The sequence below is a fragment of the Streptomyces sp. NPDC050485 genome (assembly GCF_044458185.1).
Taxonomy (GTDB): Bacteria; Actinomycetota; Actinomycetes; order Streptomycetales; family Streptomycetaceae; genus Streptomyces.
On the sequence record NZ_JBITHR010000043.1, the window covers coordinates 1 to 23,960 of the forward strand.

Sequence of the window (23,960 nt, forward strand, 5' to 3'; positions counted from 1 at the left end):
GAGCTCGTGGCGCGCTCCGAGGCCGACCTGCTCGACATCCGCAACTTCGGTGCGAAGTCGATCGACGAGGTCAAGGCGAAGCTGGCCGGCATGGGTCTCAAGGACAGCCCGCCCGGATTCGACCCGACCGCCGCCGCCGACGCTGCGGACGCCGGTTTTGTCGAGACCGAGCAGTACTGACAGGGTGGTTCACGAGGTTCGGCGCTGGCGGGGCACGAGCCGCCAGGGACCGGCGTTCGGCACCGCAGCCACGGCAAACCCCTGCCCGTACGTGACCCGCTCGCCACGCCCCCGGCCGCAGACCGCACGGTGCCGCCTGCGATGGACGCGCCGATGCGCGTGGTGGCCTTCCCCTCGGGCACGTTAGCGATCCGGAGCAGCTCGATCAGGTCGGCGTCGTTGTAGACCACGCCTTGCATCCGGCCCCAGATGGTGACCCGGCGGCCGGCATCCCCCTGGATCCGGTGCACGACGATGGGCGCGCTGCTCATGGATCCAGGGTGAGCGGCCCGGGCCGGTCCGGCACGCCGAGGAGCGGCCGGCGCGAGGGGCCGCGAGACAGCGACGGAAGCGACCGTGGATTGAGGTTCCCGGCTAGGCGCAATGCCAGGACTCTGTCGGTGATGTTGGTGGTGGCGCACAGGGCGTGGAAGTGTGTTGATCGGCGGCGGGTGGGTGCCGGATCGGCGATCCAGTCGGTGATGCGGGTGAGTTGCAGGCCAGGGCGGTCAGGACGTGTTGGACGTGGGTGCGGGCGAGGCCGCGGTAACGGGACGGGCGCAGGCCGCAGTTGCGGATGTTCTGGGAGAGGGTGGCCTCGATGCCGGCGCGGATCGCGTAGCGCTGCTGTCAGTCCTTGGTGTGCTGGTCGAGCCGGTTGAGAGCCTGGATCTCGTGAAGTTCAGGTCAAGGCAGGATCTCGACGTACCCGTCGGTTCCGTGCACGCGGATCCGCTGCCCGTCCCGGATCAGCCGGGTGGCCTGCTCCACGCCCACGACGGCCGGCAAGCCGTACTCCCGGGCGATCACTGCGCCATGGGTCATCAGGCCGCCCACCTCCGTCACCAGGCCCGCGATTCGGACGAACAGCGGCGACCAGCTGGGGTCCGTGAAGGTCGTGACCAGGATGTCGCCGGCTTCGAGATCGGCCTCCGCCATGTCAAGGATGACGCGGGCCCTTCCCTCGATGGTCCCGGCGGAAACCGGTAGGCCGATCAGGGCGCCGGCCGGCACGTCGTCGCGCCGGTACGCCCCGGTGACGGCCTCACCATCCGATGTGAGCACCCGGGGCGGTGTGAGCGCGTGGTACGACCGGAACGCGTCCTTGCGCTGCTGGATGAGCTGGTCATCCACCTGGTTCGAGCGCACGACGTCGTGGAGTTCGTGGAACGTGAGGTAGAAGATGTCCTCCTTCTCAGGAAGCACGTTGGCCTGCACGAGGCGCTCGGCCTCCTCCAGCAGGGCCTGCTTGTAGACGAAGTAGCGGCTGACGATGCCGTACTTCGGGTACTCCCGGTACCCGATGAAGGTTCTGACCCGGTCGATCATCCGCTTGGCCTCGTCGGCTTTCTGGTCCCCGTCCGGCAGGGCCCGCAAGCGCGACAGCACGTCCTGTTCCTTCTTCTGCGCCTTCTGCCGACCTTGCTCGAAGCGCCGCTCGGCGGCGCCTGGCTCGAAGTTCCTGACGTTGTCGAGGATCACGGGCACGAGCGTGGTGGGGCGCTCGCGCCAACGTGGCCTCGTGATGTCGATCTCGCCGACGCAGCGCATGCCGTACCGGTCAAGGTAGGCCTCTATGGCGTCGCGCGCTTCGGTCCCGCCCGCGAGCTTCGCCAGCTCGTCCAGGAAGCCCTCGTCCTCGACGCCCTGTAGATACGCCACGACCTCTGGATGCGGGCGGATCACGTCCGCGACGTCGAGCAGCGCCAGTCCCATCTGGGACGTGACATTGTCGGGGGCGGACAGCGTTAGCGTGTCAGCCGCGTTCTTCTCCCCCAGCCACTCCTGCAGCTTGTCGTTGAGCCACCAGGTGGCCTCCATCCCCGCCATGATCGCCTGAAGGTTCAGCGGCTCGGTGAGCACTCGCTTGTGCTCCTCGAAGGCCTCCAGCAGGAAGTCGAACAGCGCCGGTCCGGTCTTCGTGCGGATGTCGCGCTCCAAGGCGGCGATGGACACCTGGCTGCGCTCGATCAGCCCGGTGACGATGGCCGGATCGGTCTCGATCGGGGCGGACGCACCGCTGGCCGGCGGACCGCCGGGACCCGCGTCCGGGAGTGCCGGGACGAAGTCGTCGCGGTCGAGGACGGTCTCCAGAGCGTCCCTGACCAGCGGATCGCCTCTCCCCATGACGTCCAGGAGGCCGGCGCGGCTCGCGGGCGAGGCCAGGCGCCGGGTGACGTCGACGAACAGCCTCCCGCCGGCCTCGTGCATCGCCACCATGGCCGTCAGCTGCCACACGGAGAGCCCCAGGGGCTTCATGGGGTCGGTCATCATCTGCCCATGACCAACGGAGACGTAGACGTGATTCTCCTGGTCGCCGGTCTCGGGGATGGGAAACAGCGTCGTGACCGGCCGGCTCTGAACGATCTGGAAGCCATCATCGACCAGGCACCATTCGATGTCCTGCGGGCGGCCGAAGTGCGCTTCGATCCGCCGCCCGAGCTGCACGAGCCGCACGACCTGCGCATCCGTCAGCGCCGGCTGCTCCTGCCGCTGCGAGTCGATCGCCACTTCTTGCGTACCGCCGGCCGGCAGGGCGTGAATGGCACGCTGTTTGGCGGCGATCGCCTTGGCTACGACTTCGCCGTCTCGCACCGTGAAGACGTCCGGATTCACCAGGCCGGAGACCAGGGCCTCGCCGAGCCCGAAGCCGGCGTCCACGGTGGCGACCCTCCGGTTGCCCGTGACGGGGTCGGCCGTGAACAGGATGCCGGCCGCATGCGGGAAGACCATCTGCTGCACGACCACGGCCATGTGGACCGTACGGTGGTCGATGCCGTTCCGCTGGCGGTAGGTCACGGCCCGCTCGGTGAACAGCGAGGCCCAGCACCGGCTGACGTGCTGGAGGATCGCCGTCGGTCCCACGACGTTCAGGTACGTGTCCTGCTGGCCGGCGAAGGAGGCCGTCGGCAGGTCCTCTGCCGTCGCGCTGGATCGGACGGCGTAGGCGGCTTGCTCGCCGAGCTTGGCGAGCGCGCGGGTGATCGCCGCCGCGAGATCGCCCGGGATGGCAATCCCTTCGATGGTCCGGCGAATCTGCGCGCTGAGCGTACGGATCGCCTCCCGGTCGTCCGGGTTCAAGCGCGACAACTGTTCGAGCCGATCGTCGATCGACGGCGCTTCCGCCATGATCCGCCGGAAGGCGTCCGTCGTCACGCAAAAGCCACCCGGAACGCGGATGCCTTCGATCAGCGACAGCCCGCCCAGGTGCGCGCCCTTGCCGCCAACGACCGCGACCTGCGTCTCGTCAACCTCGTGAAGATCCAACACGTACTGCTCAATCACTGCGACACCTCCGAGGCAGCCGTGCTCCGTTGCACTGCGGTGGCCGATCGAATCACCGGCGCCTCCAACTCTGTCGAACCTCTTGTCGGGCACGTCCTCATCCCTGGTTGCCTTCCCTCTGACGAGTCGGCCACCCGCTCTGACCAGTCGGACGGCGCGCACTCCCGCACCTCCGCGCCGAGCACCCGCAACTGCACTGCCGGTCCCACCACTGGTTCGACGTCACCGCGTCCCCCAGACGTCGACAACAACACACGCACGTCGTGCCCCCATTTCCGCAGGTTGTGGTACCGGCCGACGATTCTGCGCCACCACCCGGGTCTTGCGGCAAGCCCCCCAGTGCGCTATACGTTGAGAGTGGCAAGGAGAGAGTTCTTCTCCTTGCCTTTGCTTTTTGCCGTCCAACCAAACTGAGCAAGCTCGCCGCGAAGCGGTGGCGCGCCGCGTACGGGTACGCGTCGTTGGCTCAGGCGGATGTCTCATCGGCCTACGCAGCCGCGGAACCAGAAGTTCTTTCCCCTGTCAATCCCCTCGCGCCGTGGAGATCTTTCAAGCGGCCAACTCCACGGCGGGGTCGGCCTGATGGTCTCGTTCGTAGTCGATCGGGCTCTGGTACCCGCACACGCTGTGTAGCCGACGTGTGTTGTAGAAGCCGGTGATCCAGGTGGCGATCTTCAGCCGCGCCTCGGTGCGGGTGGCGAAGGTGCGCCGGTGGACGTACTCGACCTTGAGCACGCTGTTGAACGCTTCGCTCACGGCGTTGTCGAAACAAGATCCGACTCTGCCCATGGACTGGGTCACGCCGAGTCGCCGGTCATCGCCCTGCCGCACCGAGTGCGCATGCGGTCAGAAGGATCCTTGCAGACGGAATCTGTTGCGGCCGCGTTCCTGCCCGGTCTGGGCGGTGTGGACGAACGGTGCGAAGACGCGTGCCCCGTTGTGAAAGATCAGAAGCTGTGCGAGAACCCTTGATCTCCGGACGGCGATGCAGGGAGTCCCAGCGGGTGGATTTGTGGGAGCGGGGCGAATCGGTGACAGATGACCTGCCGGGCGCCCTGGTGAGGCGATCAGGCGCATTTGGTCCCTCACAAGCGTTTCGTGCCCCGGTTTCCACCGGTGGAGGGAATGCTGTCGGCGTCGCGGACTTGGCTGTTGGTGAAGATGAGGGAGGCCCCGCGTGCGGAGTGCCGACGTGGTGATCGTGGGGAACGGCGTCGTCGGGATGGCTGTCGCCTGGGAGGTCGTGCAACGCGGTCCGGGAACACAGGTTGCTGTCATCGGACCGCTTGGTAGGCCAGGTGCCGCGTCGATGGCTGCCGGGGCGATGTTGAACTGTTTCGGCGAGGTCACCCAGCGCACCTTTGACCATCCAGCGGCGGAGGCCAAGTTCCAGCTCGCGAAACAGGCCCTGGGCGCGTGGCCCGGCTGGCTGGACCGGCTGCGCGAAGCCGCGGGCACGCCTGAGCTCGGCCGGCAGCAGCCGGATGGGACGTTCGTCGTCCTGAGCGCCAGGGCGCCCGACCAGGTCGTTGCCAATTTCGAGGCGATCCGCGCCGCCGCGCAGGCCCATGCCGAACCACACCAGGACGCCGAGCCCGCCGACATCGCCGGGTTGTGCCCGGACGTGCAACGCCCGCCCCCGACAGGCGCTGTACCTGCCCCGGGAAGGAGCCTTGGACGCGCGCGAGGTGATGGTCGCACTGGAGCGCGCGCTGCATCGTCTGGGCGTCCACGTGGAGGCACAGCAGGCGCGCCGCCTGGAGATGAGCAACGGCCGGGTGACGGGGGTGCAACTGGACGACGGGGAGGTACTGGCGGCCGGCACCGTGGTGCTGGCCGCCGGAAGCCAGACCCAGCAGTTCATCGCACAGCTGCCACCGGGGATGGTCCCGCTCATGCTGCACGGTGCGGGGATGGCTGTGGAAACCCAACGCGAGCGATTCCCCGGCTTCGGCTCGGTGGTGCGTACACCCAACCAGGCCGGCGCCTGCGGGATGCATCTGGTCCCGCTGGACGGGCAGGGGCGTGAGTACGTGGGCGCCACCAACATCGTGTCGTTCCACCCCATCGCAGGTCCACGCGTCGGGGTCTGTGCCAACCTCCTCAAGAACACCTACGAACTCTTCGACCGTCACCTGGCCTACTCCCACGTGCGACGCTGGCTGTTCGGGCGCCGCCCGGTCACGCTGGACGGGCTGCCCCTGCTCGGCCGGGCGCCGTCCTGCGGAGCGGTGTTCGCCACCGGCACCTTCCACGACGGCTTCCACAGCGCGCCGGCCATCGCCGACCACCTCGCCCAGGTGATCCTTGGGTCGGCCCCAGCGCCGGGCTTGCTGGACCACCTGGCCCCCGAACGGGCCCCCATCCAACGCCGCACACTCACCCAGTCGATCCAGGACTGGACCGACCACGAAATCGACACCACCGTCATCTACGGCATCCAGACGCCCTACTTCATCGATCCCGAACTGCTCAGCCAGCGGTACCGGCAAACCGCCGTCGGCCTGTACGAGCAGATGCAGCACCCTGTCGCGCTGGCGCCGGAGATCATCAACGCCCTGACCAACGAACCCGACGCGGCCACTACCCAGATCGCGCCCTACCTCCACCACGCCCACGCCCGCTACGGCGCTGCCCCAGCGCCCCAGAAGACAACGGTGATCAGCAGGCCCGGGGCCACACCGGTATTGGCCCAGGAATGAGAAGCTGTGCCATTCCCTCGGATGAGGTGGTGCTTACTCCGGTGCCGGTCCTTGGCCCGCTTCCCGTTCATCTGTCCGGCCCGCAGGCGCGTCGCTGGTCGGAGAGCCAACGGCCGAGCGGGTAGGCGCCTTCCAGGTGCTCGTAGGGCACCTCCAAGTCCCCTTCCCGCTTCTGGTAGCGGGCGGCGGCTTCGTAGCCGCGGATCCAGTCCTGTTTCTCCGGCTCGACCACACGGAACTTGATGAACTTGGCGACCATCACCGGGCCGGCCGTCGGCTTTGGGCGGGTGCTGGAGCATGCGGTGAGGAGCAGTCCTGCGGCGGCGAGGACGACGGCTGCGGTGCGGGTGTGGTTCATGAGCCCCCCCAACGGTGAGGGGCCTATCCGACTGCCGAACGCCGGGGCGTGCTATCGGTGTTGCTGTTTCGTGACGCCGTAGTGGCACATGGTGCGCCCTCTTAGTGAGTGGGTCTTCGTGCATGTCTCCGCTCATGCCTGGCGGTCTATACCGTTCGCTGGCTTTATATCCGGTTCCTCAACTGATGATCACTGAGTGGCGAGATGCCTTGTATGATCATTTTGCGCGCTCAGGGGGGTGTGTCCCTGATATCGGTGCGGCAGCGGTTCTCTGCGGCAAGGTCGGTCGACCTGCCTCCCTCAGATCAGCGCTTGGATGGCTTTGCACTGGAGAGGTTTGATGAAGCACCGCTGGAAACTCAGGATTGTCGCGCTCATGACTGCGCTGACTGTCGTGCTGACGGGAGGCGTGAGTGCAGCCACAGCTGCCTCTGCCTCAACGAGCAGGCCCCGGACCACATGCGATAATACGCCCCTCGCGCAGCGGATCACATGTATTGCCAAGTTTGGCGAGGTTTCCATCTATGGAATCCCCGCGATCGTCATCGTCGTGCACGCGGTGCGGGAGGAAGTTCGAGATGGCCGTAGCCAGACATGGGCAGACGCCGACATTGATAAGCACATCAACCAGTATGTAAATTACCTAGTTTCTTCTAGCAAGCTTGAGGCGAGCGGGAAAGTCCCCCCTCGCAGGTCCAAGCGGAGATCGACCGTTTGAGGGAGGAAGCCAACAAGGAGTACCGGCAGATTCTCCTCGGCACCGGCAAGGTCATTGAGAACACTGCCACTCTGGCCCGCGGCCTGATTGCCGTAACAGAGTTGATAAATGCCATTTCAGACTTCATCACCAACCCCGAGCTGCACCAGGCCATCGCCGACATGAACGCGGGCTTCGAGGAGATGAAGTCGAGCCTCGACACGATGAATGCCGGAGTCAAGGAGATCAACCAGGGGCTCGACCAGATGAACCGGGGTGTGAACAAGGCCAACAGCGGCCTGGACCGCGTCAACCAGGGGCTCGACCAGTCGAACAAGGCCATGGCCAATCTGAACAAGGCCGTGCCAGAGATCGCAGCCGGCGCGCTGAAGCTCCGCGAGCTGCCGGTCCTGAAGGATTTTGACTTCTCGGAAGCGCTGAAGGACTTCAACAACGGCCGCTCTCCCCTGGAAGACAAGGTAGTTCAGACGAAGTTCGGCGCCATCCTGGATCTCCTTCCCGGGATCGGCGACGGCAAGGGCATCGTCCAGCTGATCACCGGCCAGGACATGGCGACTGGTGATCGCTTGGGTGTCACCGAACGCCTGATGGGTTCGGTGATCCTTCTGCGCTGGATGAAGGCCGGCAAGAGCGTCATCAAGGTCGAAGAGATCAACAAGGCCATCAAGGCAGAGAAGGCCACCGGAAAGATTTGACGGATGGCTGGCCTGTGAAGCCTACGACAAGGTTCCCTCGAAGCTGAAGGGGTTCGAAACCGTCAATAACAAGGGGGTCGGCTACCGTTGGAACGACGGTAAGGGCAACGGAATACGGATTGACGAGGGGAACCTCAACAACTCCCAGAAGTATCAGCAGGTCGACCATGTGGTAATCAACTCTGGCGGAAAGGTGCTTGGCTGGGACGGAAAGCCGATCGAGGGTTCCATCAAGGAGAATCCCGAGTCGCACATCCCGCTCACGGACTGGCTCAAGTGGAAGGAGTGGAACAAGCCGTGAAGCCTGCTCAGGTGAAGTTGCCGGAGATGCGGGCCGAGGTCATCTCGGCTCTCCGGGCACTGTCGGACCCGGATTATCAGCAGCGGGTATGGATCGACCGGATCTACCCGAAGCCGAACTTCTACGACGACTTCACGCTCAACGTGAACACCCTCTACGACGACACCACCGTACTTGCGGACCCTGAGGCCGCCCTCGGGTACACGCTGGCGACGGAGGCCGAGGTAAGGGCGATGAGGGCACTGGCCCACGCTCTGGACTCCGCGCTGGACACGGTTGGCCGCGCCGCATCGGATGCCGAGTTCATAGCCTCTGGGTCCTGGCCCGGCGTCGTAGCGTCCGCCCGGGATGCACTGGCCACACTGACTGAGTAGAGCGAGTCCGCTCGGCCCGCCCGACATACGCAGGCGGGCCGAGCGGCTTTCCCGGGGAGCTGCCGTCGCCGGCTGCTGGGAGCTTCACCAGCCTGACCGCGCACGCATTCGCCGCAGATCCACGCCTGACTGGAGACGCTCAAGAGGCCGTTGACACGACTTTCCGCGAGGATCGGGTCAACTGGCCTCGTGAAGGGCTTGAATGGGTGCGCGCGGCGATGCATCAGCCTGCGGAGCCGGGCCCAGCGCAGTCCACCGTCCACCTGCGCACCACCCGCGAGGCCCAGAGAGCCCTCCCTCCAGCACCGGTCCCGGCCCGGACGTCACTGTCAGTGCCTTCTCGTAAGTTCGTGTCATGAGTTCTTCTCTGAGCGTCTACCTGCTCAGAGCCTGTGTCTAAACCCCGGCCGGATCAGCGCGACGAGTGTGACGTCGGCAGCAGCGAGGAGCCGCCCGGCCACCTAATCGGAAAGGACAGCCCCCTCGACGAAGTACTCCAGCCCTGGCTTGAACTCCAGCCGGGGGACCGGGGCCAGCACCTGGAGTTGCAGGTCATGGGGCACTTCGTAAGCTGCGCAGGCGAGCCACTCGTCCTCCCCTGCCGGAGGAAGGCGGCGGTCGAAGAGGTCGCGGATGCGCAGGATCTCTTCCCGGCTGAGTTCGGTGACGTGAGCTGGGCGTTCGTCAGCATCCCACCCAGTCAGTTCCCAGATGAGTCGATCGTCGGTCGTGTCGTTCACACCAAAACGATAGACACGCAGGTGACGGGCCTGCCGGCCTCCCGCCCTGGACGGCCGCTGGGCTCGAAGAGCCATTGACCGGCCAGGGTTTAGACACAGGCTCTGAGGTCAACGATCGTTGCCATCGATTCTCAGCCGAGGCATACGGGCGCCAGGTTGGTCCTGGCGGGCGGCGGGCCGCCACCGCCATACGGTCCGTTCCGGCTTCCCCAACGCCTGTGCCACCAGCCGTACATGGGCGGCCGTCAGGTCCAGCAGCCGAGGCATCATCGCCACCCGCCCAGACCAGGGCGGGACACGCCCGATGCACCGACCGATTCCTCCCCACGACTGTCCGGCATGCGCCCCCTTCCTCCGCCGAGCCATCCCCTCCTGTCCGACTCCCTGCGCTCAATGATCAGAAAACAGAAGGGTGGGGTGGTGGGGAGTTGGGATCGCGCCGCTACCGGATGTCCGCGCGGCGCCGGGCCCCCTTGCGGTCTTTGGTGGGGGTACGGGAATGGCTCAGGGTCCCGCAACGGCGTCGGGACCCTGAGCCGGTGCCTCTGACTGGGGTTGAGGCGACCGGTTCAACGAATTCCTGGCCGGTCAGTTCCGGGCGGCGGCTGTTCCGGTGGGAGGGGGACAGGGGCCGTCGAGTTCGACGGCCGCGTCGTCCAGCCGCAGCAGCCCCCGGTCCCGCAGCGCCGTCGGGTGGGTGTAGACGGCGCCGGGGATGGCGACGGGTGACTGGCTGAGGAGCTCGGCCATCTCGGTGCTGGTCCACCCCTTGGCCCAGCCCAAGCAGTGGCGAGCATTGGCGCGGCGGGCCGGCACGGCCGTGCCGTAGTGCCCGAATCCGGTCCGCCAGAACAGGTATGCGCGGGCCATCAGGGCGCTGCCTGGTGCCGGCGATCCGGGAGTTCGCCGACGGCCCGCCTCCGCCCAAGAAGCCGGTCGAGCCGGTCGAGCCGGCCGTGCGACCGTGACACCGCGCTCGCCTGGGCCGAAGCCCTCGCCCCGCTCGGAGTCGAAGGCATCGTCTCGCGCCGCTGGGACACCCCCTACAGCCCCCGTCTGACCAGGGCGTGGGTGAAGTGGCGCACCGCCGACACCGTCGATGCCCCGCTCATCGCCGTGCTCGGACCGGTGCGCCGGCCGCGGGCAGTCCAGGTCCTGCTCGACGGCAAGCCGGTGGTGACCTCGCCCCGCCTCGACACGGTCCGCGCAGCCCACGTCGCCCAGGCCGTCGCTGGCCACCTCCTGCCCCGCGAGGCCGCCTCCGGCCGCCAGGCCGCCCCGACGAACATCCGGTGGCAGGGGCTGGTGGCCGAGGTCCGGGTGACCACGGGGCGCCACCGGGTGGTGCGCCTGGTCCGGCTACGGCCGGTGGACTGATGCCGGGCAACGACGCGGAGCTGTACGGCCGGATGCCGGCGGCGGCCACGTGGGCGTTCCTGGCCTCCCACCCGCGCTGTGCGATCTGCGGCCGCCCCTCCACAGAGATCGACCAACATCACGGAGACGGCTGGGTACGCGGAGCGCTCTGCCACCGCTGCAACTGCGAAGTCGGCTCCCTCGAAGCCGCCTTGCGGATCTGCAGGATCCACAACTCCGCGCAGTGAAGGCAGTTCGTGAGCAGCGGAACAGCAAATCCGGGCTTCGGCGCGCAATGGCTACGGTCGGTAATGGTCAGCTCGCGGACTCGGCCTCAGTCATGGCGCGCTCGCGGGGCAGACTGAGTGCACTCCAGATCCACAGCACGGACAGAGGTGCCGTCACAACGGAGATGCCGACGGCTCCTCGCACGTGTGAGGACACCTTCTCGGCACACTGGCCTGCCCAGTACTTCCCGTCGCCGCGGAAGCCGTTCGAGTCGGCAAAGGCCGACTCGTCGAATAGAGCAGGCGAACCGCAGGACAGGTTTGGCTTGGAGACCAACGGTTCACCGATCGGCACGAGAGCGAGCCAGAGCGCCCAGATCCACCCGGCGAGCGTCAGGCATCCTGCCACGACCGCGACACCGAGCAGAAGCCGATAGCGGCCTGACACCGCCTTGACATCGCGCTCCGGTATCTCCGGCATCGCCATATGTCTCCCATCCCTCCACCGGCGACGGCACGCCGAGCAGACCCGTGTGATCAACAGCCGCAACTCTACTGGCGTGTAGGCCCTGTGCCAGCGGATCGCCGAACGGCCGTAGGTTTCACCCGCATTGAACGCTCTGACAGCGGCCACTTCGGATTTCCCACGTACGGCCAGTTATGGCGTCACTCTGCGTATGCATCGAACGTGCCACCTTGTGGCCGACGCCCGCCTCACGCCTCAGCGGTACTGGCGGCGGCCGAAGAATCGCTCAGCATGCGCGTATCTGATCGCGCTGAGGAAGACGGGGCTATCTGTCCTCGCCCTTGACCTCCAGCGCTCCTCGCGCCAGGCCGATGAACGTGACGTAGGCTTCCCGGAAGTCCCGGTAAGCGGCGTCGTATTCGTCCCGCCACTCGGGACTGTCGTCACCGATGAGCGCCTTGAGCTGCGGCTGCAAGCGTCGTGCCATATTCCGCACGTGGTCCGCCGCGGCGGAGACCTCGGCAGGACCGTCGAGCCGGACCTCATGCATCGCCCTGTTCATGTCCCCGATGGCCGGGCCTGTGCGCTCGTACATCTGCTTCAGGAGCCGGTCCTTGCTCTCACGATCGCGCGCCGCGTCGACGTCATCAATCTGCCACGTGACCGCTGAGAACGCGTGCGCGCAGCTCATCATCTCCCGATAGGCGACTCGGCGCTGGTCCCGCTGCTCACGAAGGGCCTCTGCCCGTGCTGCTGTTCGGGCTTGGGCCAGCGCTGTGCGCAAGGCCGCCCGCGCGGTGATGTAGCTGGCTCCGAACGCGGTCAGCGCGGTGAGAATGCCGACCCACAGTCCGCTGTTCGTCATGGTCGAAGAGTCTGTCAGCCGGGGTGCAAGTGAGACAGCCCGCGAGTCGATCACTGGCCGTGATCGTGACGGCCAGATAGCTCCCCACTAACTGGCCGTCGGTGGGGAATCCCAACTGGCCACTAACAACGCTCCACCGCAGTCTCTTACGCCCGGCAACCCGGGTGCGAAATCCCTCGCGAAGCCTCTGAAACTCTCCCATCCGCTGGCGAAGCCGACACCGGGCAAGAATGCTCCACTGCTCACCCAACGTGACCACGCCAGCCGTCCCATCACCCTCAGCTGCTCACCGAGCATCGACGCAGGGCCCCACCCTCAGTGCGCACTGCTGCAACACCACTGGTCAACGCATCGCGGTTGCTTACCAATTCGCGGATCCGACCGGATCCCCGTGCGGCAGTTCCAGACCATGGCGGGCGACATTCACCGGGCCCTGGCCCACGACACGCTGCACCTGGAACGATGGCGCCGCTCACTGGACTACCTGCACCTGCCCGCGAGTACCTACCGGGCGGGACTTGAAGCGGTGCAGGAGCAGCTGACCCTCCTGTCCTGTCGCAGCGCATTTGGCAGTTGGTAGTCCGGCGACCGGTGCAGATGCCAGGCCGTTTGAGAACACCATTGGCTGGCGCTCTCAAACGACCTGGCATTCACGGAAGTCGTGTTCGCGGCTGAGCCGGCAGCACTACCGCCGAAATCGTCAACCGAGCCGGAGATTGTCGTTCTCCTTGGTGCCGCCGGGTGGAGATCCCCAAACCCGCCCTCGCTGCCCGGATCTGCACGTGGTGATGTGCTGTGCGATGTGCACCATTACCTGTACTCCGTGCTGAGCTGCGCTGTTGATGGGGAGTCGAACCCCCGCGTTGCTCTTCACGCGCCAGGAGTGGGCCGGGAAACCGCCGGCCCTCGGTGTGTGCACGCCTCCGAAGCAACTACCTGCTCCACCCTGTTGGACTGGTCAGTCCAACAGGTCGACCTCCCAGTTCGTGCGCTGGATCCGCACATCGACCTCCCGGATCTCCCGGGCGAGCACATCCGCTTGGGCGCGCAGTTCCGCGACGGGTAGCGCGGAGAGCATCATCAACTCGGACCGAAGCTGCCGACCGTATCCACGCTCCCCCGTGCCCGCTGCCGCGTCCGCCGCCGCGCTGACCACTGAGTGGCGCAACCGCAGGACATCCCGGCGCGCGAGCGCGTCGGTGAGGGTGCCGTCCGGGTCCATCTCCACTGTGGCATTGGTCCGGTTGATCCGCCGGATCAACGCTTCGAGGGTGTTCAGCGCCTCGCCGGCCTCGGCCAGCAGCTGAGCCGCGTCCTCGGCGGGCGTCTCGCCCTCCTGATACCGCGCGCTGCTGACAACGCGCGAACGCAGCTGCTCCACACGACGCGTCGCCTCCGCACGTTCTGCCAGTGCCTCAGCAAGCTTCACTGCCCCCCACCTCCCGTCTTCCTTGAGCTCGCACGAGTATACGAGTTCAGACCGGCGCGTACGCACCCGTATTTCGATCGGCCAAAGCCCCGGAATGGTTACCCGGCACAGCTGGATTGCCGAGCAGCCGCACCGCCGGGATGAAAGCGGTCAGCCGCCCAGAGGGCCTCGAATGAGAATCCGGCAGCACGAACGAGAACGAGCGAGAATCCGACAGCTTCAATACGACAGGACACCCCGCTTCACTGAGACCGGACAGAGACTCGCAGCTCAGAACGAGAAGCCGTGAGAATCTGCCACTGCGGATGAGAACGATGGAGAATCTGCCAACTGGACCGCGACAGGACACCTCCGCAGGCTGCGGTAGAGCAGGCTGGACCGCAGTCACGAGCAGTTGAGACAGAACACCACAATGTGAGAGGACCGGCCCCTACGGTCGACCACAACGCCGCTATCGAAGCGATCAAGCAGCGGCTTCCCTCGGTGCAGCAGCTGCTCGCCGACTGGCCGGCCGGGCTGCCTCAGCTGCCCGCCGCGACCTATGCCACCGCGGACCTGTGCGAGACCAGAGGGTTCGACGACCCGCGGCTGGTGCTGTATACCGGGATCACTCGTGGGCCGTCGGTGACCGTGGGCTGGTGCCTGTTCGGAGCCTCCCGCAACGTCCAGCCCGGCCACAGCACACTGCCGCACGCCGCCCGGGAAGCCCTCACCGACCCCAACGCGGCACGTGCGCTCCAACTCCTGGCGGTGGACCACCTGGAGACCGAAGAGGCGGCCATCGAAGCGCTCGCGGCCCCCGGAGCGGTCCGGCCCCTGGTCGGCCTCGCCGCCGCCGCGCATCAGGAACACGAAGGGCGCTCCGAACCGCTGCGGGTCGAGGTCGGCACCACGATCTACGCGTACCCCCCCGGCCCTGTCCACCTGGGCACGGCCATCGCCGACATCGTGTGCATCGGCAGCCCCATCTGGATCGGTCAATGACGGCCCGAGCCGAGGAGCCAGGAGAGGCCGCCGGAGAACGGCCAGGGCGGTTGTCTGCCGACAGACTCATGACCACAACCATCTGCCACACCCGTCAAGAAGTGAGAGGGGCGAACATGTCCGTCAACTACTACGCCTTCGGCCCGTTCGATGGCGGTGAGCGGGGCGGCGAGGGCCTGCATATCGGCCAGTCCGCCCAGGGCAGCAAGTTCCTCATGCGCGCTCACTCTGACCTGGGCCTGACCAGTCTGAACGCCTGGACGAAATGTCTGCGTCAGACCGACGTCACGATCGCCAACGAGAACGGCATCTCCCTCACCGTGGGAGATCTCCGCGACATCATCCTTCGCCGCCGCGACTCCTACGACCGCCCTGCGAGGGACCGCTTCGTGCACGGCTACGAGCGGCCCGGCTACCACGTCGACCCCCAGGGGGGTATTGAGTTCTGCGCCCTGGAATTCTGCTGACCCCCTCAACAACCACACCACACAGTCAGCGAGAGGACCACGGGCGCCGGAGGCGTCACCGAACGTCTGATCTGGCACAAGCCTCGGTCGCGACCCGGACGCCGCGTTCCAGCAGATCGCCTGCAGTGATGAAGACGGCATCGTCTTCCGCAGCGCCAAGCGCGATGTTCCGCTGAGCCTGAACAAGACCGATGAGCGGTGGTGCCCGACAGGCTGATATGCCGCGGTTTCTCCCCCGGCTGGATCTTCCCAAGCGCGGCGCAAGGGCTTCCTCGGTAAACTCGCCGACCGATTCGGGGAGATACGACAACGGGGGCAGCGGTGCCGCGCAGAGTCAACCCGCAGATGGCCAAGGCGATCATGCTGGCGGCCGGAGTGACGCCCCTCGTGCCCTACCCAGGGCGTAGCAGTGATCCGTGGAAATGCCAGTGCGACACGTGCGGCGCCGTGGTCACGCCCTCGTACGCCAACGTCCGCAAGGGCCAAGGCGCCTGCCGTCATTGCGGCAACGCGGCCTCCGCCGCTTCGCGGAGCCTCGACCCCGAACAGGCGGCAGCCGAGATGCGCGCAGCCGGGCTGGAGCCGCTGGAGGACTACGTGAACGCCCGGACCCCGTGGCGCTGCGGGTGAAGGGGTGCGGGCGCATCGTCACGCCGACGCTGTGGAGCATCCGGACCGGTTCCTGCGGATGCCGTCACTGCGGGAACAAGGCCGTCGGCCTGCGGCGGGTGGCGGCCGGGGAGCAGCAGGCGCTGGCCGACCTCAGGGCGGCCGGGCTTGAGCCCGTGGACGACTTCCCGGGGGTCATGGCCCCGTGGCGCTCGCGCTGTACCCGCTGTCAGGCGGTGGTTGCCCCCGCTCTGAACTCCATACGGACCGGCCTGTCTTCCGGGTGCCGTCACTGCGGCAGGGCAACGATGGGACTGCGCAGGATCGCGGCGGGCTCTGAGCAGGCCGTAGCTGACATGCAGGCTGCCGGGCTGGAGCCGCTGGAGGACTACCCCGGTGCTGCGCGGCCGTGGCGTTGTCTTTGCACCAGCTGTGAGAACGAGGTCACACCCACGTTGCACCAAGTACGGGGCGGGCAAGGAGGGTGCGCTCCGTGCGGGTATGCCAGTTGGGCGGTAGCCCGGCTGAACGCTGGTGAGGAACAGGCGTTCGCGGACATGAGGGCCGCCGGGCTGGAGCCGCAGGTCCCGTATCCGGGGGCGCGGAAGCCGTGGCGCTGCCGCTGCACCCGATGCGACAACATCGTGACCCCGGCACTCGGTTCGGTTCGCTACCTGGGCACCGGGTGCCGGTACTGCTCCCCATACGGCATCGATCTGTCGGCCCCGGCCTTGCTCTACGTGCTGCACTACCGGCTGGCACGTGCGGTCAAGGTCGGCATCACGGGCCTGACGACCAAATACGACCGCCTCGGGGCGTTCGAGCGCGACGGCTGGGAGGTATTCCGCACCGCGCATTTCGAGACCGGTACGCAGGCGTTCACCGTCGAGCAGCTGGTCTTGCGGCGCCTGCGCGACGACCTCGGGATACCCGCGTACATGAACGCGGCGGAGATGCCGCACGGCGGTGCCACGGAGACCGCCAGCGCCGACCGGATCTCCGCGCCCGCCGTGTGGGCGATGGTCTGCGAGGAGCACGACCGTCAGGCTGAGGGCAAACCCTCCACTTGACGTCGTACCCGTGGCCTCTCATGCCGGAGGTTCTCAACGTACCTTGAGCGATCGAAGGTGCCCCCGACCTCGGCACTCCGATCGGCAGCCCCATCTGGATCGCCAAGACCGCGACCAAGAGGCGCGGACACGCGGATCCATGAGCTGCAACTCGCCCGCGATCGCCTGGTTCACATCGTCTGTTGCACCGTCCATGGACGTATCCTCACCGGACTCACGGTTCCCGCCTCAACCGGATTCTTCTGCCGCCAGGCATCCCCAATGGGCCGGGTTCTCGCCCGAGCCCCTTCGCATCCCGGCAGGACCAGAGCGGGCGGGCTGGTCGCCTGGTGGGTCGCTGTCCGGCCCCGGCATGGGCTGACCGGGCTTGTTGTGCTGCCCGGGCCTTACGTGAGGCCGAGCTTGGCCAGTGCTGTCGTCCAGTCCGTCGCGATCGCGTTCTGTGCCGCGGCCAGCTGGACCTTGCCGGGGCAGACGGCGCTGGACAGTTTGGCCTCGACGCCGTCCTTGGGGTTATTGGGGCCACCGCCGGGCTTGTGGTCCGGCGACGGCGGATGTGGAAGTGTCAGGTGTTCCTGAGTCGGCAATGGGTCATTCCGGTCCCTCTTCGCTCGTGCTTGGCCCATCGATGGCTTTCTTCGTCGTGCGAGCGACATAGCCGTTGTAGGTGCGGCCAGCTAGCTCCGACCAGCGGACAGCTGTACCAGGGGTGATGCCCAGAGACTGGGCCAGCAGGGGCGCCTCGATACGAGCGGCCAAGTGGAGCAGGGCGCGTGCCCTCCCGGGTCCGGGGTGGAGTCCAAGCTGTTGCAGACGCACCACGGCGCGGGCCTGGCTCACAGGCTGGCCTGCCTTGGTCCCGGGGAAGAGCCAGGGGCCAGGAGCGATTGCCGGTCCCTTGTGTGGAAGGCGGCCTTGGCGTACTTGCCGGGCCACGAGCTCGTCGAGCACGGGGGGAAGGCGGACTTCGGTGGGGCCGAGCTGAAGGTAGACCTCCACGATGCCGGTGCCGGCGTTGCCTGTGATTCTGACCTGATCGGTCCGGATCATCAGCGTCTTCGTCAACGGCATCGCGTAGGTCAAGATGATCGCACCCATGACGCGGTCGGCCAGGTGGAGGGCGTCGTCATGGAGCAGGCGCCGCAGCAGTCGCCATCGTTCCTCGGGGGTGATGGCAGGCCCGGAGTGATCGCTGGGCGGCGTGTAGCAGGTGAGCTTCCGGGACTTGCGGGTCTTCGACGTCCAGGTGAGGAACGGCGCCAACGCCCCTGCCAACTGGTTGTTCTGGCTGATGAACTCGTCGACGTCGGCCTGGGTGGCTCTGCTGAGCTCGGTGGCTCGCTCGGGCAGCCAGATGAGGAAGCTGTGCGCTGCTCTGATACGGCTCTTGGCAAGCTGCAAGGTGGAGTAAGTCTGGGGAACGCTCAGCCGCGGCCGGTGGATTCTCGGCAGGAGACGCCAGGTCCCGTACTCGTGCAGGACGAGTCCGTGGGCGGGGAGTTCGACGTTCTTGACGTAGATCGTCAGCCAGCTCTGGAAGTCGGCGGCGTAGGTGTTGCGCTTGGGCAGGCAGCCGGTCGCCACCAGCTGGCCACGGATGGTCTCGGTTGTGCGGCTGCGGGGCAGCGCGTCGAGAGCGGCGTGCTCGATCGGGAGCGTGCCGTTCCCCATGTCGATCAGTAGCTGCGGGTTGCGCCTGAGCCACCGTAGCGAGCTGCTCGGTCGTGGCCCGCTCAGGAGGGCCTCACGCAGTGGCTCCAGCGTGCGTCTGGCCTGTGCGTCGGGCGTGAAGTGGTCGAAGACGGCGGCAAGCGCGCAGTGGTCGCAGCGGCCGTAGGTGTATCGCGGGTGCTTGGTGCCGCAATCGTGGCAGCCGTAGTCACGCCTCCACCCGGCGGGCCGTTTGAGGTCACCCGCGCGTCGCATCAGGTCCTGATCAGTGCTGTCCGGTGCCGAGGCGGCCGTGTTCGTGTGGCGGTGGCAGGGCCAGCAGATCACTACGTCTTCCGCCACCGCGAACGGCATGTCCATCCGCCCGCATCGACCGCATGGCTGAGGACGACGGGGGACGCAGGTGGCGCAGGCCGGGGTGCCCGGCCTCTGGCCGGTCGGGCAGCGGCGTACCCGTCGGCGGAGCACGCAGACGGTGCGTGGCCCTCTCCAGCAGTTCTCGCACAGATCAGGCTCCCCGTCGCGGGCGAGGAGCTTGATGCGGCCGCCGGTCTTCAGACAGCTCCCACAGCGACGGGCTCGCGGCCGGTAGCAAGATTCACAGACGGACGCGGGGCCGTAGGCGGTGGGTATGAGCACCGTCGCAACGCCGCAGCGTGCGCAGGCCCCGACGTGGGCTCTCCAGCAGAAGCCGCAAACGAGCGGGACACGCTGGCGGCGGCCGTAGAGGGCGCCAGTCTTCCCGCAGGCGGTGCATGGCCCGCTGGGCTTGCGCGAGCATGCGCTGCAGGAGGCAAGCCGGGCGCCGTCGGACTCGGCGTAGCGGGCGGTCGGGGCGAGTTGCCCGCAGAAGCCGCAAGGGCGCACCGGTGCGACATAGCTGTGGGCATTCATCGGCGCCGTCGAGTGGATCCCAGGTCGGCCTTCACCGGCGTGAACGATTCCGGCAGTTCCGCCACGGCCGGCTTTGCGGCGTCTGCCGAGTGCCGACGCTTCGGCTTGTCGGACACCGTGGTCAGCGGCGGCCGAGCGCCTTCGATGAACGGGACCACCAGGTCGTTCGGCGTGCACTCGAAGATGTCGCACAAGGCCGACAGCGTTTTGAGACTCAGCCGCTCCGGCGTGTACTGGGCCAGCCGGTAGACCTGGGCATCTGAAAGGACGACGCCTCGCTCAGCCAGCAGTGGGCCCAGTTCGACCGTCGAGCGCAGGCCCCGCTCTTCCATCAACTGCGGCAGCCGCCAGTGGTAGTTCGCCGGCCGGCTCGCCGCCGGGCGCCCCTTCGCCGTCGGCTTCCGTGCAGCCGAACGTTCAGCCATCAGGTCCCTCCCGCCATCCACAGATCATCCGGCGCCCCGTCCATCAGCGCGTCGTTCAAAGTAGAGGTCATGAAGCCGTCGCTGACATGCGAATAGATGGTGGTCGTCGTGGCGTGGACGTGTCCCACCTGCTTCTGCACGAAGCGAAGGTCCCAGCCGTCTTCGAGCAGGTGCGTGATGTAGCTCCTGCGGAAGGCGTGCGGCGTCAGCTCGGCCGGGAACTTCAACTCCTCGCGGTACTCGCTGAATCGCTCGTTATACGACGCCTCCGACACCCTCCGGCGCCGTTCCGACATCCACAAGGCCGGCCCGCACTCGTAGCACGGCCGCACCACATCGATGTACTGGATCAGCGCGCTCGCCGACCACGGCATCACAGTCAGCACCGGCCGCCGCTTCGGGCCCTTGCCCCGGCTGCCCTTCCCCCAGCGAACATCCAGCACCCCCGCGCGGCCGAACTCGGCGTGCCGCGGGTTGGCTTCCACATCGCGAAGGTCCAAGCGGCAGATTTCACGGCGCCGCAGGCCCCAACCGTACTGAGACTTGAACATCGCCGCGTCACGGGCTGCCGCGAGCGTCCCCTTGCGTCGGGCGCGTCGGGCGCGATCGATCCTCGTGTCGCAGCAGTCGAAGAAGTCCGCCAACTCGGCGCGTGTGAACGGTCGGGGACCAGGTTCGTCACCGGACTCGTGCTGCCGGATCGTGTTCCACTCGCTGCAGATCTGAACCGGATACGTATCGAAGTAGTGCTCGCAGACCGAGACCCACTCATAGGCAGGATCGAGAAGGTAGCCCAGGAACCTGCCCACGTGTCCCTGCAGGCCGCGAACAGTACGGGCTTTCCGCCCGCTGAGCAGATCCGAGGACCACGACTCCAGGTCGCCGGCCGACCAGTTCCACGGGTAGTCGTTCGTGTACTGGTGAAACCTCGTCACCGCGCGGTGGGCATCCTCGATGTAGTCGGCCGTCAGGTTCCGGGACTCCATCTGCATCACCCAGCAGCCCAACGCCGTTTCCAGAACGGCCTGTTCAGTGTGAAGGAGCGAGACGCCGCCTGTCAGCAAGGTACGGGTCTCTCGCGCCGTTGCGGTGAGCACCGCGGAGCCCACAGGATCCCGTGATAAATCTTGCATGTGATGCAGGATCATGCGTCAGATGCAAGGAAGTCAAGGCTCTGGAGCCGACTGGATCAGCCGCCACCGACACCTCAACTTGCATCTAATGAACGCGAGTAGGGCATTCGCCGAGCTTGGCGTCGCAGTACGTCTTCACTCAATCCGATGCAATAGCCACTTGAGCTGTGTGAAGAGACATCGTCCCTGCGCAGACGGCACGATGAAGGTAGTTTTCCAGCCGGTCCTTGTCGTGGGCGCCGAACGATCCCCGATCGTCCTCGGTCCAGATGTTGCGCGGGTCATCAGGGTCCCCGCCCAGGACGAGGGAGACCAGGTGGTCGTACTCGGCATCGCCCATGGGCCCGGTGTAGCCGTACGACTTGGCGTTGGCGGTCTTCTCCGGGCCGGTGATGGAGACCGGCGGGCGGATCGTGGCCGTGTACCCGGACGTGCAGACCGTCGACTTCAACGTCGCCTGAGTCACCTTCGGGTTGAGCGCGCCGGGGGTGCATTTCGGGTCGGGCAGCGGCTGCTTGTCCGCCGTATACCGGTACGTGCAACTGCCCGGCGCCGGCTGCGCCTGCACGGTGTACTTCGTCTGCGGCCCGGCCCGTACTGCAGCGCCGCCGGAGCACCACCAGGCGGAGCCGGAGCCGGGCTCCCGGCCGGGCTCGACGGCGGGACGGGATGCTTCCCGCCGTCGGACGACTTGCCGCTCGAACAGCCCGCCACCGATGCGGCCAGCAGCAGCGAGACGGCGGTGACGGTCATACGGCGCACAGACATCAAAGACCCCCAGAAATGACGGCGACACGGCGAAGCTACCGCCGGATCGCCAACTGCCGTGCTGTCAGGGGGTGTAGTCGCTCGATCGAAGGACGCACCCCGACGCGGCTCTTCGTCCACGCTGGGGTTGTCTGCCGGAGCTGGACCTCGGTGCCCGGCACGTTCGGTGGCGCCTGACCTGTGGGTCAGCGGCGGGTGACGGTGAAGCCGGTGTCGTTGACTGCGGCGGTCCACACGTCGCGGTCGAACCACTTGGTGATGGTGGGCTGCATCTCGGTGATGGTGCGCATCCGGGCTTCCCAGTCGTGTCCGGCCGGGCCGCGGCTGCCGTCGCAGCCGGTGCAGCCGTCCTCACCGTGGATGTGGCCGGCCATCCAGGCCTTGACGGCCACACTGATGATGACGGCGTACAAGTCGCCCCCGGTCTGGGCCAGGGAGTCCGGTACGCCGGCGAGGACCAGGGCGAGCTCGGGGTTATCGGGCGGCGGCATCGGAGCGTGCCCCACGTCCTTCTCGGCGCTGCTGTCTTCACAGGCGCGTACGTTCTTCGCGAGGCTGTCGGCCATGGCGGAGGCGTCGAAGTAGCGCCAGGCGGAGCGCACTTGGATGCCGAGCTGCTGGGACACGGTATTGATGCGCTCCTCGATCGTGTCCTCCACGGTCGCCGGTGCCAGGGTCACCCCTTTGCGGGCCAGCTCCGCGAGCGTTTGGGCAACGGCTTCCTTGAACGCCTTGGTGTTCCGCACGACGGCATCGTAGGTGTGCAGGAGCAATGGGCGGACGGCTTTGCCCGGATTGGACCGGCGCTGGCGCAGCGGATCGGGTCCGCTCCCGTATGTCCCCAGCCACTCTCGGAACTTGCGGTCGGCGGTCTCGGGGTCCGTCCAGCGGCCCGAGACGCTCGGACCGGCCTGGGCGAATTCGAGTTCGAGGAAGAAGGAGCGGGGGAGCGGGGCGGGCGAGGTCACGGCCGGCCGGCAGCCCGCCTACCGTCGTCAACGCCGCCCTCGGATCCGTCAACGGGCAGCGTGTATACCGAATCCCTGAACCTCACGCGTAGTAACGAGGCGCATACAACCTCCAATGCGGTGCGCTAAGTTCGAGGGCCGTGGCAACAACTCACCTCCGGGCTTGCGACGTTCCGGAACTGCGCCAGGAACTGGTCCGGTGGACGGACGAGAACGCGGCACACGGTTCTCTTGCCTTCGACGTCGGCGGTTTCACCGACGCCCGGACGATGCAGGCGGCTGCGAAAGGCGCCGAGCTGTACTTCGTCAACGACCAGATGACGTGGCTGGCCCGGCAGATCGGCGAGGGCCTGCCCGTCTGCGCCTTCGACGTGGATGACCTTCCCGACCCGATGGGCCTCCTGGTGTGGTCGGACGACCCCCGGCCCCGGGCGCCAACACGGTCAGCAGTCCCCGGGCCGTCTTCTGGTGCCGGGTCGGGATGTCGCTGCGCGTCCTGCTCCTGGACGACGCGGGCCCCAATCGGCGCATCCTGGAGCAACGCCACGACAAGGCCGGCACCCTCGACTACCGTTTCCTCGAGTCTATGATCATCGGCGATCTCAGCATGAACTGCGCCGTGCCGGTCCCGTTGAATACGGAGACGCCCTGGGAACAGCTGCCGGGTTCGTGGAAGCCCTCTGGCGAAGGGCGACCCGATGACGTCGACAAGGAAGACCGCCGCGAGACGGAGAACGACGCGCTCCAGGTGATCCGCACGCTGCTCGGCACGCTGCTGCTGATCCGGCAGCCCGCCGACGCACGCCTCGGCCTGTGGCAGGCCGAGGAGGTACGCCCCGACTCAGCTGCCCGCAAGCGCCTCCGTCGGATGAACGCGGAGCGGCCCGATGCGCCAGTCCGCTACATCACCCTCCGCCAGTCCATTCGCCCCTCTCCCGGGGACGATCACGGGGCCCGGGACACCGCCGGCCGCGTCTACCGCCACCAATGGTTCGTACGTCCGCACCGGCGTACGTACCCCGACCAGAACGACCCGACGGGCTTCTCACGCAAGTGGGTCGGCCCCTACCTGGTCACCCCCGCAGGGTGCGAGAACGCCCCCATCCTGGGCAAGGAGCGCGTCGTCCACGTCCTGCGCCGCTGACCGAGGACCACGTACTACACGCACTGCACTGCACCGCAATGCGATGAGTGCAATCTTGGGTGCCGGGGCGCCGGCGCCGCGGCGTGGTCACC

General features: G+C 67.1%; 27 protein-coding genes and 1 pseudogene. 13 read left to right on the plus strand and 15 right to left on the minus strand.

Annotation, left to right across the window (positions count from 1 at the left end):
- The coding region (locus ACIBK6_RS39760) for a DNA-directed RNA polymerase subunit alpha C-terminal domain-containing protein (RefSeq protein ID WP_399057921.1) at positions 1 to 180 on the plus strand (180 nt) is incomplete at its 5' end.
- 414 nt (positions 181 to 594) lie between these two features.
- Here ACIBK6_RS39760 and ACIBK6_RS39765 read toward each other — a convergent pair.
- From ACIBK6_RS39765 to ACIBK6_RS39775, 3 genes are all read right to left on the minus strand, one after another.
- Positions 595 to 834, minus strand: a complete 240-nt coding sequence (locus tag ACIBK6_RS39765) for a transposase (protein WP_399057995.1) — start codon at positions 832 to 834, stop codon at positions 595 to 597.
- A 72-nt stretch (positions 835 to 906) separates the two neighbouring features.
- Complete coding sequence (rph, locus tag ACIBK6_RS39770; RefSeq protein WP_399057923.1) at positions 907 to 3,504, minus strand: rifamycin-inactivating phosphotransferase; 2,598 nt, start codon at positions 3,502 to 3,504, stop codon at positions 907 to 909.
- Between the two features lie 549 nt (positions 3,505 to 4,053).
- Positions 4,054 to 4,335, minus strand: coding sequence for an integrase core domain-containing protein (locus ACIBK6_RS39775; protein ID WP_399057925.1), 282 nt, complete (start codon positions 4,333 to 4,335; stop codon positions 4,054 to 4,056).
- 391 nt (positions 4,336 to 4,726) lie between these two features.
- Here ACIBK6_RS39775 and ACIBK6_RS39780 point away from each other — a divergent pair.
- Positions 4,727 to 6,206 (plus strand): annotated as a pseudogene (locus ACIBK6_RS39780) (NAD(P)/FAD-dependent oxidoreductase).
- 67 nt (positions 6,207 to 6,273) lie between these two features.
- Here the strand turns inward: ACIBK6_RS39780 and ACIBK6_RS39785 are convergent.
- The gene (locus ACIBK6_RS39785; protein WP_399057927.1) at positions 6,274 to 6,564 is read right to left on the minus strand and encodes a helicase associated domain-containing protein; all 291 of its coding nucleotides are present in this window, start codon (positions 6,562 to 6,564) and stop codon (positions 6,274 to 6,276) included.
- A gap of 714 nt (positions 6,565 to 7,278) precedes the next feature.
- Here ACIBK6_RS39785 and ACIBK6_RS39790 point away from each other — a divergent pair.
- The 3 genes from ACIBK6_RS39790 (at position 7,279) to ACIBK6_RS39800 (ending at position 8,652) form a co-directional block, all read left to right on the plus strand.
- Positions 7,279 to 7,977 carry a pre-toxin TG domain-containing protein gene (locus ACIBK6_RS39790; protein ID WP_399057929.1) on the plus strand — a complete coding sequence of 233 codons (699 nt, stop codon included), beginning with the start codon at positions 7,279 to 7,281 and terminating at the stop codon, positions 7,975 to 7,977.
- Positions 7,978 to 8,146: 169 nt separating this feature from the next.
- Positions 8,147 to 8,278, plus strand: coding sequence for a hypothetical protein (locus ACIBK6_RS39795; protein WP_399057931.1), 132 nt, complete (start codon positions 8,147 to 8,149; stop codon positions 8,276 to 8,278).
- Complete coding sequence (locus ACIBK6_RS39800; protein ID WP_399057933.1) at positions 8,275 to 8,652, plus strand: hypothetical protein; 378 nt, start codon at positions 8,275 to 8,277, stop codon at positions 8,650 to 8,652. The genes ACIBK6_RS39795 and ACIBK6_RS39800 overlap by 4 nt, the downstream gene beginning before the upstream one ends.
- Before the next feature lie 461 nt (positions 8,653 to 9,113).
- On the opposite strand, the gene ACIBK6_RS39805 is transcribed toward ACIBK6_RS39800, so the two are convergent.
- Together ACIBK6_RS39805 and ACIBK6_RS39810 are read right to left on the minus strand one after the other, a co-directional pair.
- Entirely contained in the window at positions 9,114 to 9,392 is a 279-nt protein-coding gene (locus tag ACIBK6_RS39805; protein WP_399057935.1) for a hypothetical protein, read from the minus strand.
- A gap of 588 nt (positions 9,393 to 9,980) precedes the next feature.
- On the minus strand, positions 9,981 to 10,262 hold the full coding sequence (locus ACIBK6_RS39810) for a hypothetical protein (protein ID WP_399057937.1): 282 nt from the start codon (positions 10,260 to 10,262) through the stop codon (positions 9,981 to 9,983).
- A 201-nt stretch (positions 10,263 to 10,463) separates the two neighbouring features.
- On the opposite strand from ACIBK6_RS39810, the gene ACIBK6_RS39815 reads away from it, so the two are divergent.
- Together ACIBK6_RS39815 and ACIBK6_RS39820 are read left to right on the plus strand one after the other, a co-directional pair.
- Complete coding sequence (locus ACIBK6_RS39815) at positions 10,464 to 10,769, plus strand: hypothetical protein (protein WP_399057939.1); 306 nt, start codon at positions 10,464 to 10,466, stop codon at positions 10,767 to 10,769.
- Positions 10,769 to 10,996: an endonuclease domain-containing protein gene (locus tag ACIBK6_RS39820; protein WP_399057941.1), complete on the plus strand. Its 228-nt coding sequence runs from the start codon at positions 10,769 to 10,771 to the stop codon at positions 10,994 to 10,996. The genes ACIBK6_RS39815 and ACIBK6_RS39820 overlap by 1 nt, the downstream gene beginning before the upstream one ends.
- A gap of 67 nt (positions 10,997 to 11,063) precedes the next feature.
- Here ACIBK6_RS39820 and ACIBK6_RS39825 read toward each other — a convergent pair whose 3' ends face one another.
- On the minus strand, positions 11,064 to 11,462 hold the full coding sequence (locus ACIBK6_RS39825) for a hypothetical protein (protein WP_399057943.1): 399 nt from the start codon (positions 11,460 to 11,462) through the stop codon (positions 11,064 to 11,066).
- A gap of 304 nt (positions 11,463 to 11,766) precedes the next feature.
- Positions 11,767 to 12,306, minus strand: coding sequence for a hypothetical protein (locus ACIBK6_RS39830; protein WP_399057945.1), 540 nt, complete (start codon positions 12,304 to 12,306; stop codon positions 11,767 to 11,769).
- Between the two features lie 391 nt (positions 12,307 to 12,697).
- On the opposite strand from ACIBK6_RS39830, the gene ACIBK6_RS39835 reads away from it, so the two are divergent.
- Positions 12,698 to 12,886, plus strand: coding sequence for a hypothetical protein (locus tag ACIBK6_RS39835; protein WP_399057947.1), 189 nt, complete (start codon positions 12,698 to 12,700; stop codon positions 12,884 to 12,886).
- Between the two features lie 378 nt (positions 12,887 to 13,264).
- Here ACIBK6_RS39835 and ACIBK6_RS39840 read toward each other — a convergent pair whose 3' ends face one another.
- Positions 13,265 to 13,735: a DIP1984 family protein gene (locus ACIBK6_RS39840; RefSeq protein WP_399057949.1), complete on the minus strand. Its 471-nt coding sequence runs from the start codon at positions 13,733 to 13,735 to the stop codon at positions 13,265 to 13,267.
- 414 nt (positions 13,736 to 14,149) lie between these two features.
- Between ACIBK6_RS39840 and ACIBK6_RS39845 the strand changes: the two genes are divergently transcribed.
- The 4 genes from ACIBK6_RS39845 to ACIBK6_RS39860 all read left to right on the plus strand — a co-directional run bounded on the left by ACIBK6_RS39845 (position 14,150) and on the right by ACIBK6_RS39860 (position 16,865).
- Positions 14,150 to 14,719, plus strand: coding sequence for a hypothetical protein (locus ACIBK6_RS39845; RefSeq protein WP_399057951.1), 570 nt, complete (start codon positions 14,150 to 14,152; stop codon positions 14,717 to 14,719).
- 116 nt (positions 14,720 to 14,835) lie between these two features.
- Positions 14,836 to 15,186: a hypothetical protein gene (locus ACIBK6_RS39850; RefSeq protein WP_399057953.1), complete on the plus strand. Its 351-nt coding sequence runs from the start codon at positions 14,836 to 14,838 to the stop codon at positions 15,184 to 15,186.
- Between the two features lie 321 nt (positions 15,187 to 15,507).
- A complete protein-coding gene (locus tag ACIBK6_RS39855; RefSeq protein ID WP_399057955.1) occupies positions 15,508 to 15,816 on the plus strand; it encodes a hypothetical protein in 309 nt (102 codons plus the stop codon).
- Between the two features lie 623 nt (positions 15,817 to 16,439).
- On the plus strand, positions 16,440 to 16,865 hold the full coding sequence (locus ACIBK6_RS39860) for a hypothetical protein (protein WP_399057957.1): 426 nt from the start codon (positions 16,440 to 16,442) through the stop codon (positions 16,863 to 16,865).
- Positions 16,866 to 17,251: 386 nt separating this feature from the next.
- Here the strand turns inward: ACIBK6_RS39860 and ACIBK6_RS39865 are convergent, their stop codons facing one another.
- From ACIBK6_RS39865 to ACIBK6_RS39890, 6 genes are all read right to left on the minus strand, one after another.
- Positions 17,252 to 17,452, minus strand: coding sequence for a hypothetical protein (locus ACIBK6_RS39865; RefSeq protein ID WP_399057959.1), 201 nt, complete (start codon positions 17,450 to 17,452; stop codon positions 17,252 to 17,254).
- A gap of 4 nt (positions 17,453 to 17,456) precedes the next feature.
- Positions 17,457 to 18,896, minus strand: coding sequence for a hypothetical protein (locus ACIBK6_RS39870; protein WP_399057961.1), 1,440 nt, complete (start codon positions 18,894 to 18,896; stop codon positions 17,457 to 17,459).
- Positions 18,897 to 19,426: 530 nt separating this feature from the next.
- Positions 19,427 to 19,855, minus strand: coding sequence for a helix-turn-helix domain-containing protein (locus tag ACIBK6_RS39875; RefSeq protein WP_399057963.1), 429 nt, complete (start codon positions 19,853 to 19,855; stop codon positions 19,427 to 19,429).
- The gene (locus ACIBK6_RS39880; RefSeq protein WP_399057965.1) at positions 19,855 to 21,003 is read right to left on the minus strand and encodes a tyrosine-type recombinase/integrase; all 1,149 of its coding nucleotides are present in this window, start codon (positions 21,001 to 21,003) and stop codon (positions 19,855 to 19,857) included. Before ACIBK6_RS39880 ends, ACIBK6_RS39875 begins: the two co-directional genes overlap by 1 nt.
- Positions 21,004 to 21,127: 124 nt before the next feature.
- Entirely contained in the window at positions 21,128 to 21,556 is a 429-nt protein-coding gene (locus tag ACIBK6_RS39885) for a hypothetical protein (protein ID WP_399057967.1), read from the minus strand.
- Positions 21,557 to 21,941: 385 nt separating this feature from the next.
- Positions 21,942 to 22,724, minus strand: a complete 783-nt coding sequence (locus ACIBK6_RS39890; RefSeq protein WP_399057969.1) for a hypothetical protein — start codon at positions 22,722 to 22,724, stop codon at positions 21,942 to 21,944.
- 406 nt (positions 22,725 to 23,130) lie between these two features.
- Between ACIBK6_RS39890 and ACIBK6_RS39895 the strand changes: the two genes are divergently transcribed.
- The gene (locus ACIBK6_RS39895) at positions 23,131 to 23,868 is read left to right on the plus strand and encodes a hypothetical protein (RefSeq protein ID WP_399057971.1); all 738 of its coding nucleotides are present in this window, start codon (positions 23,131 to 23,133) and stop codon (positions 23,866 to 23,868) included.
- Positions 23,869 to 23,960 lie beyond the last annotated feature (92 nt).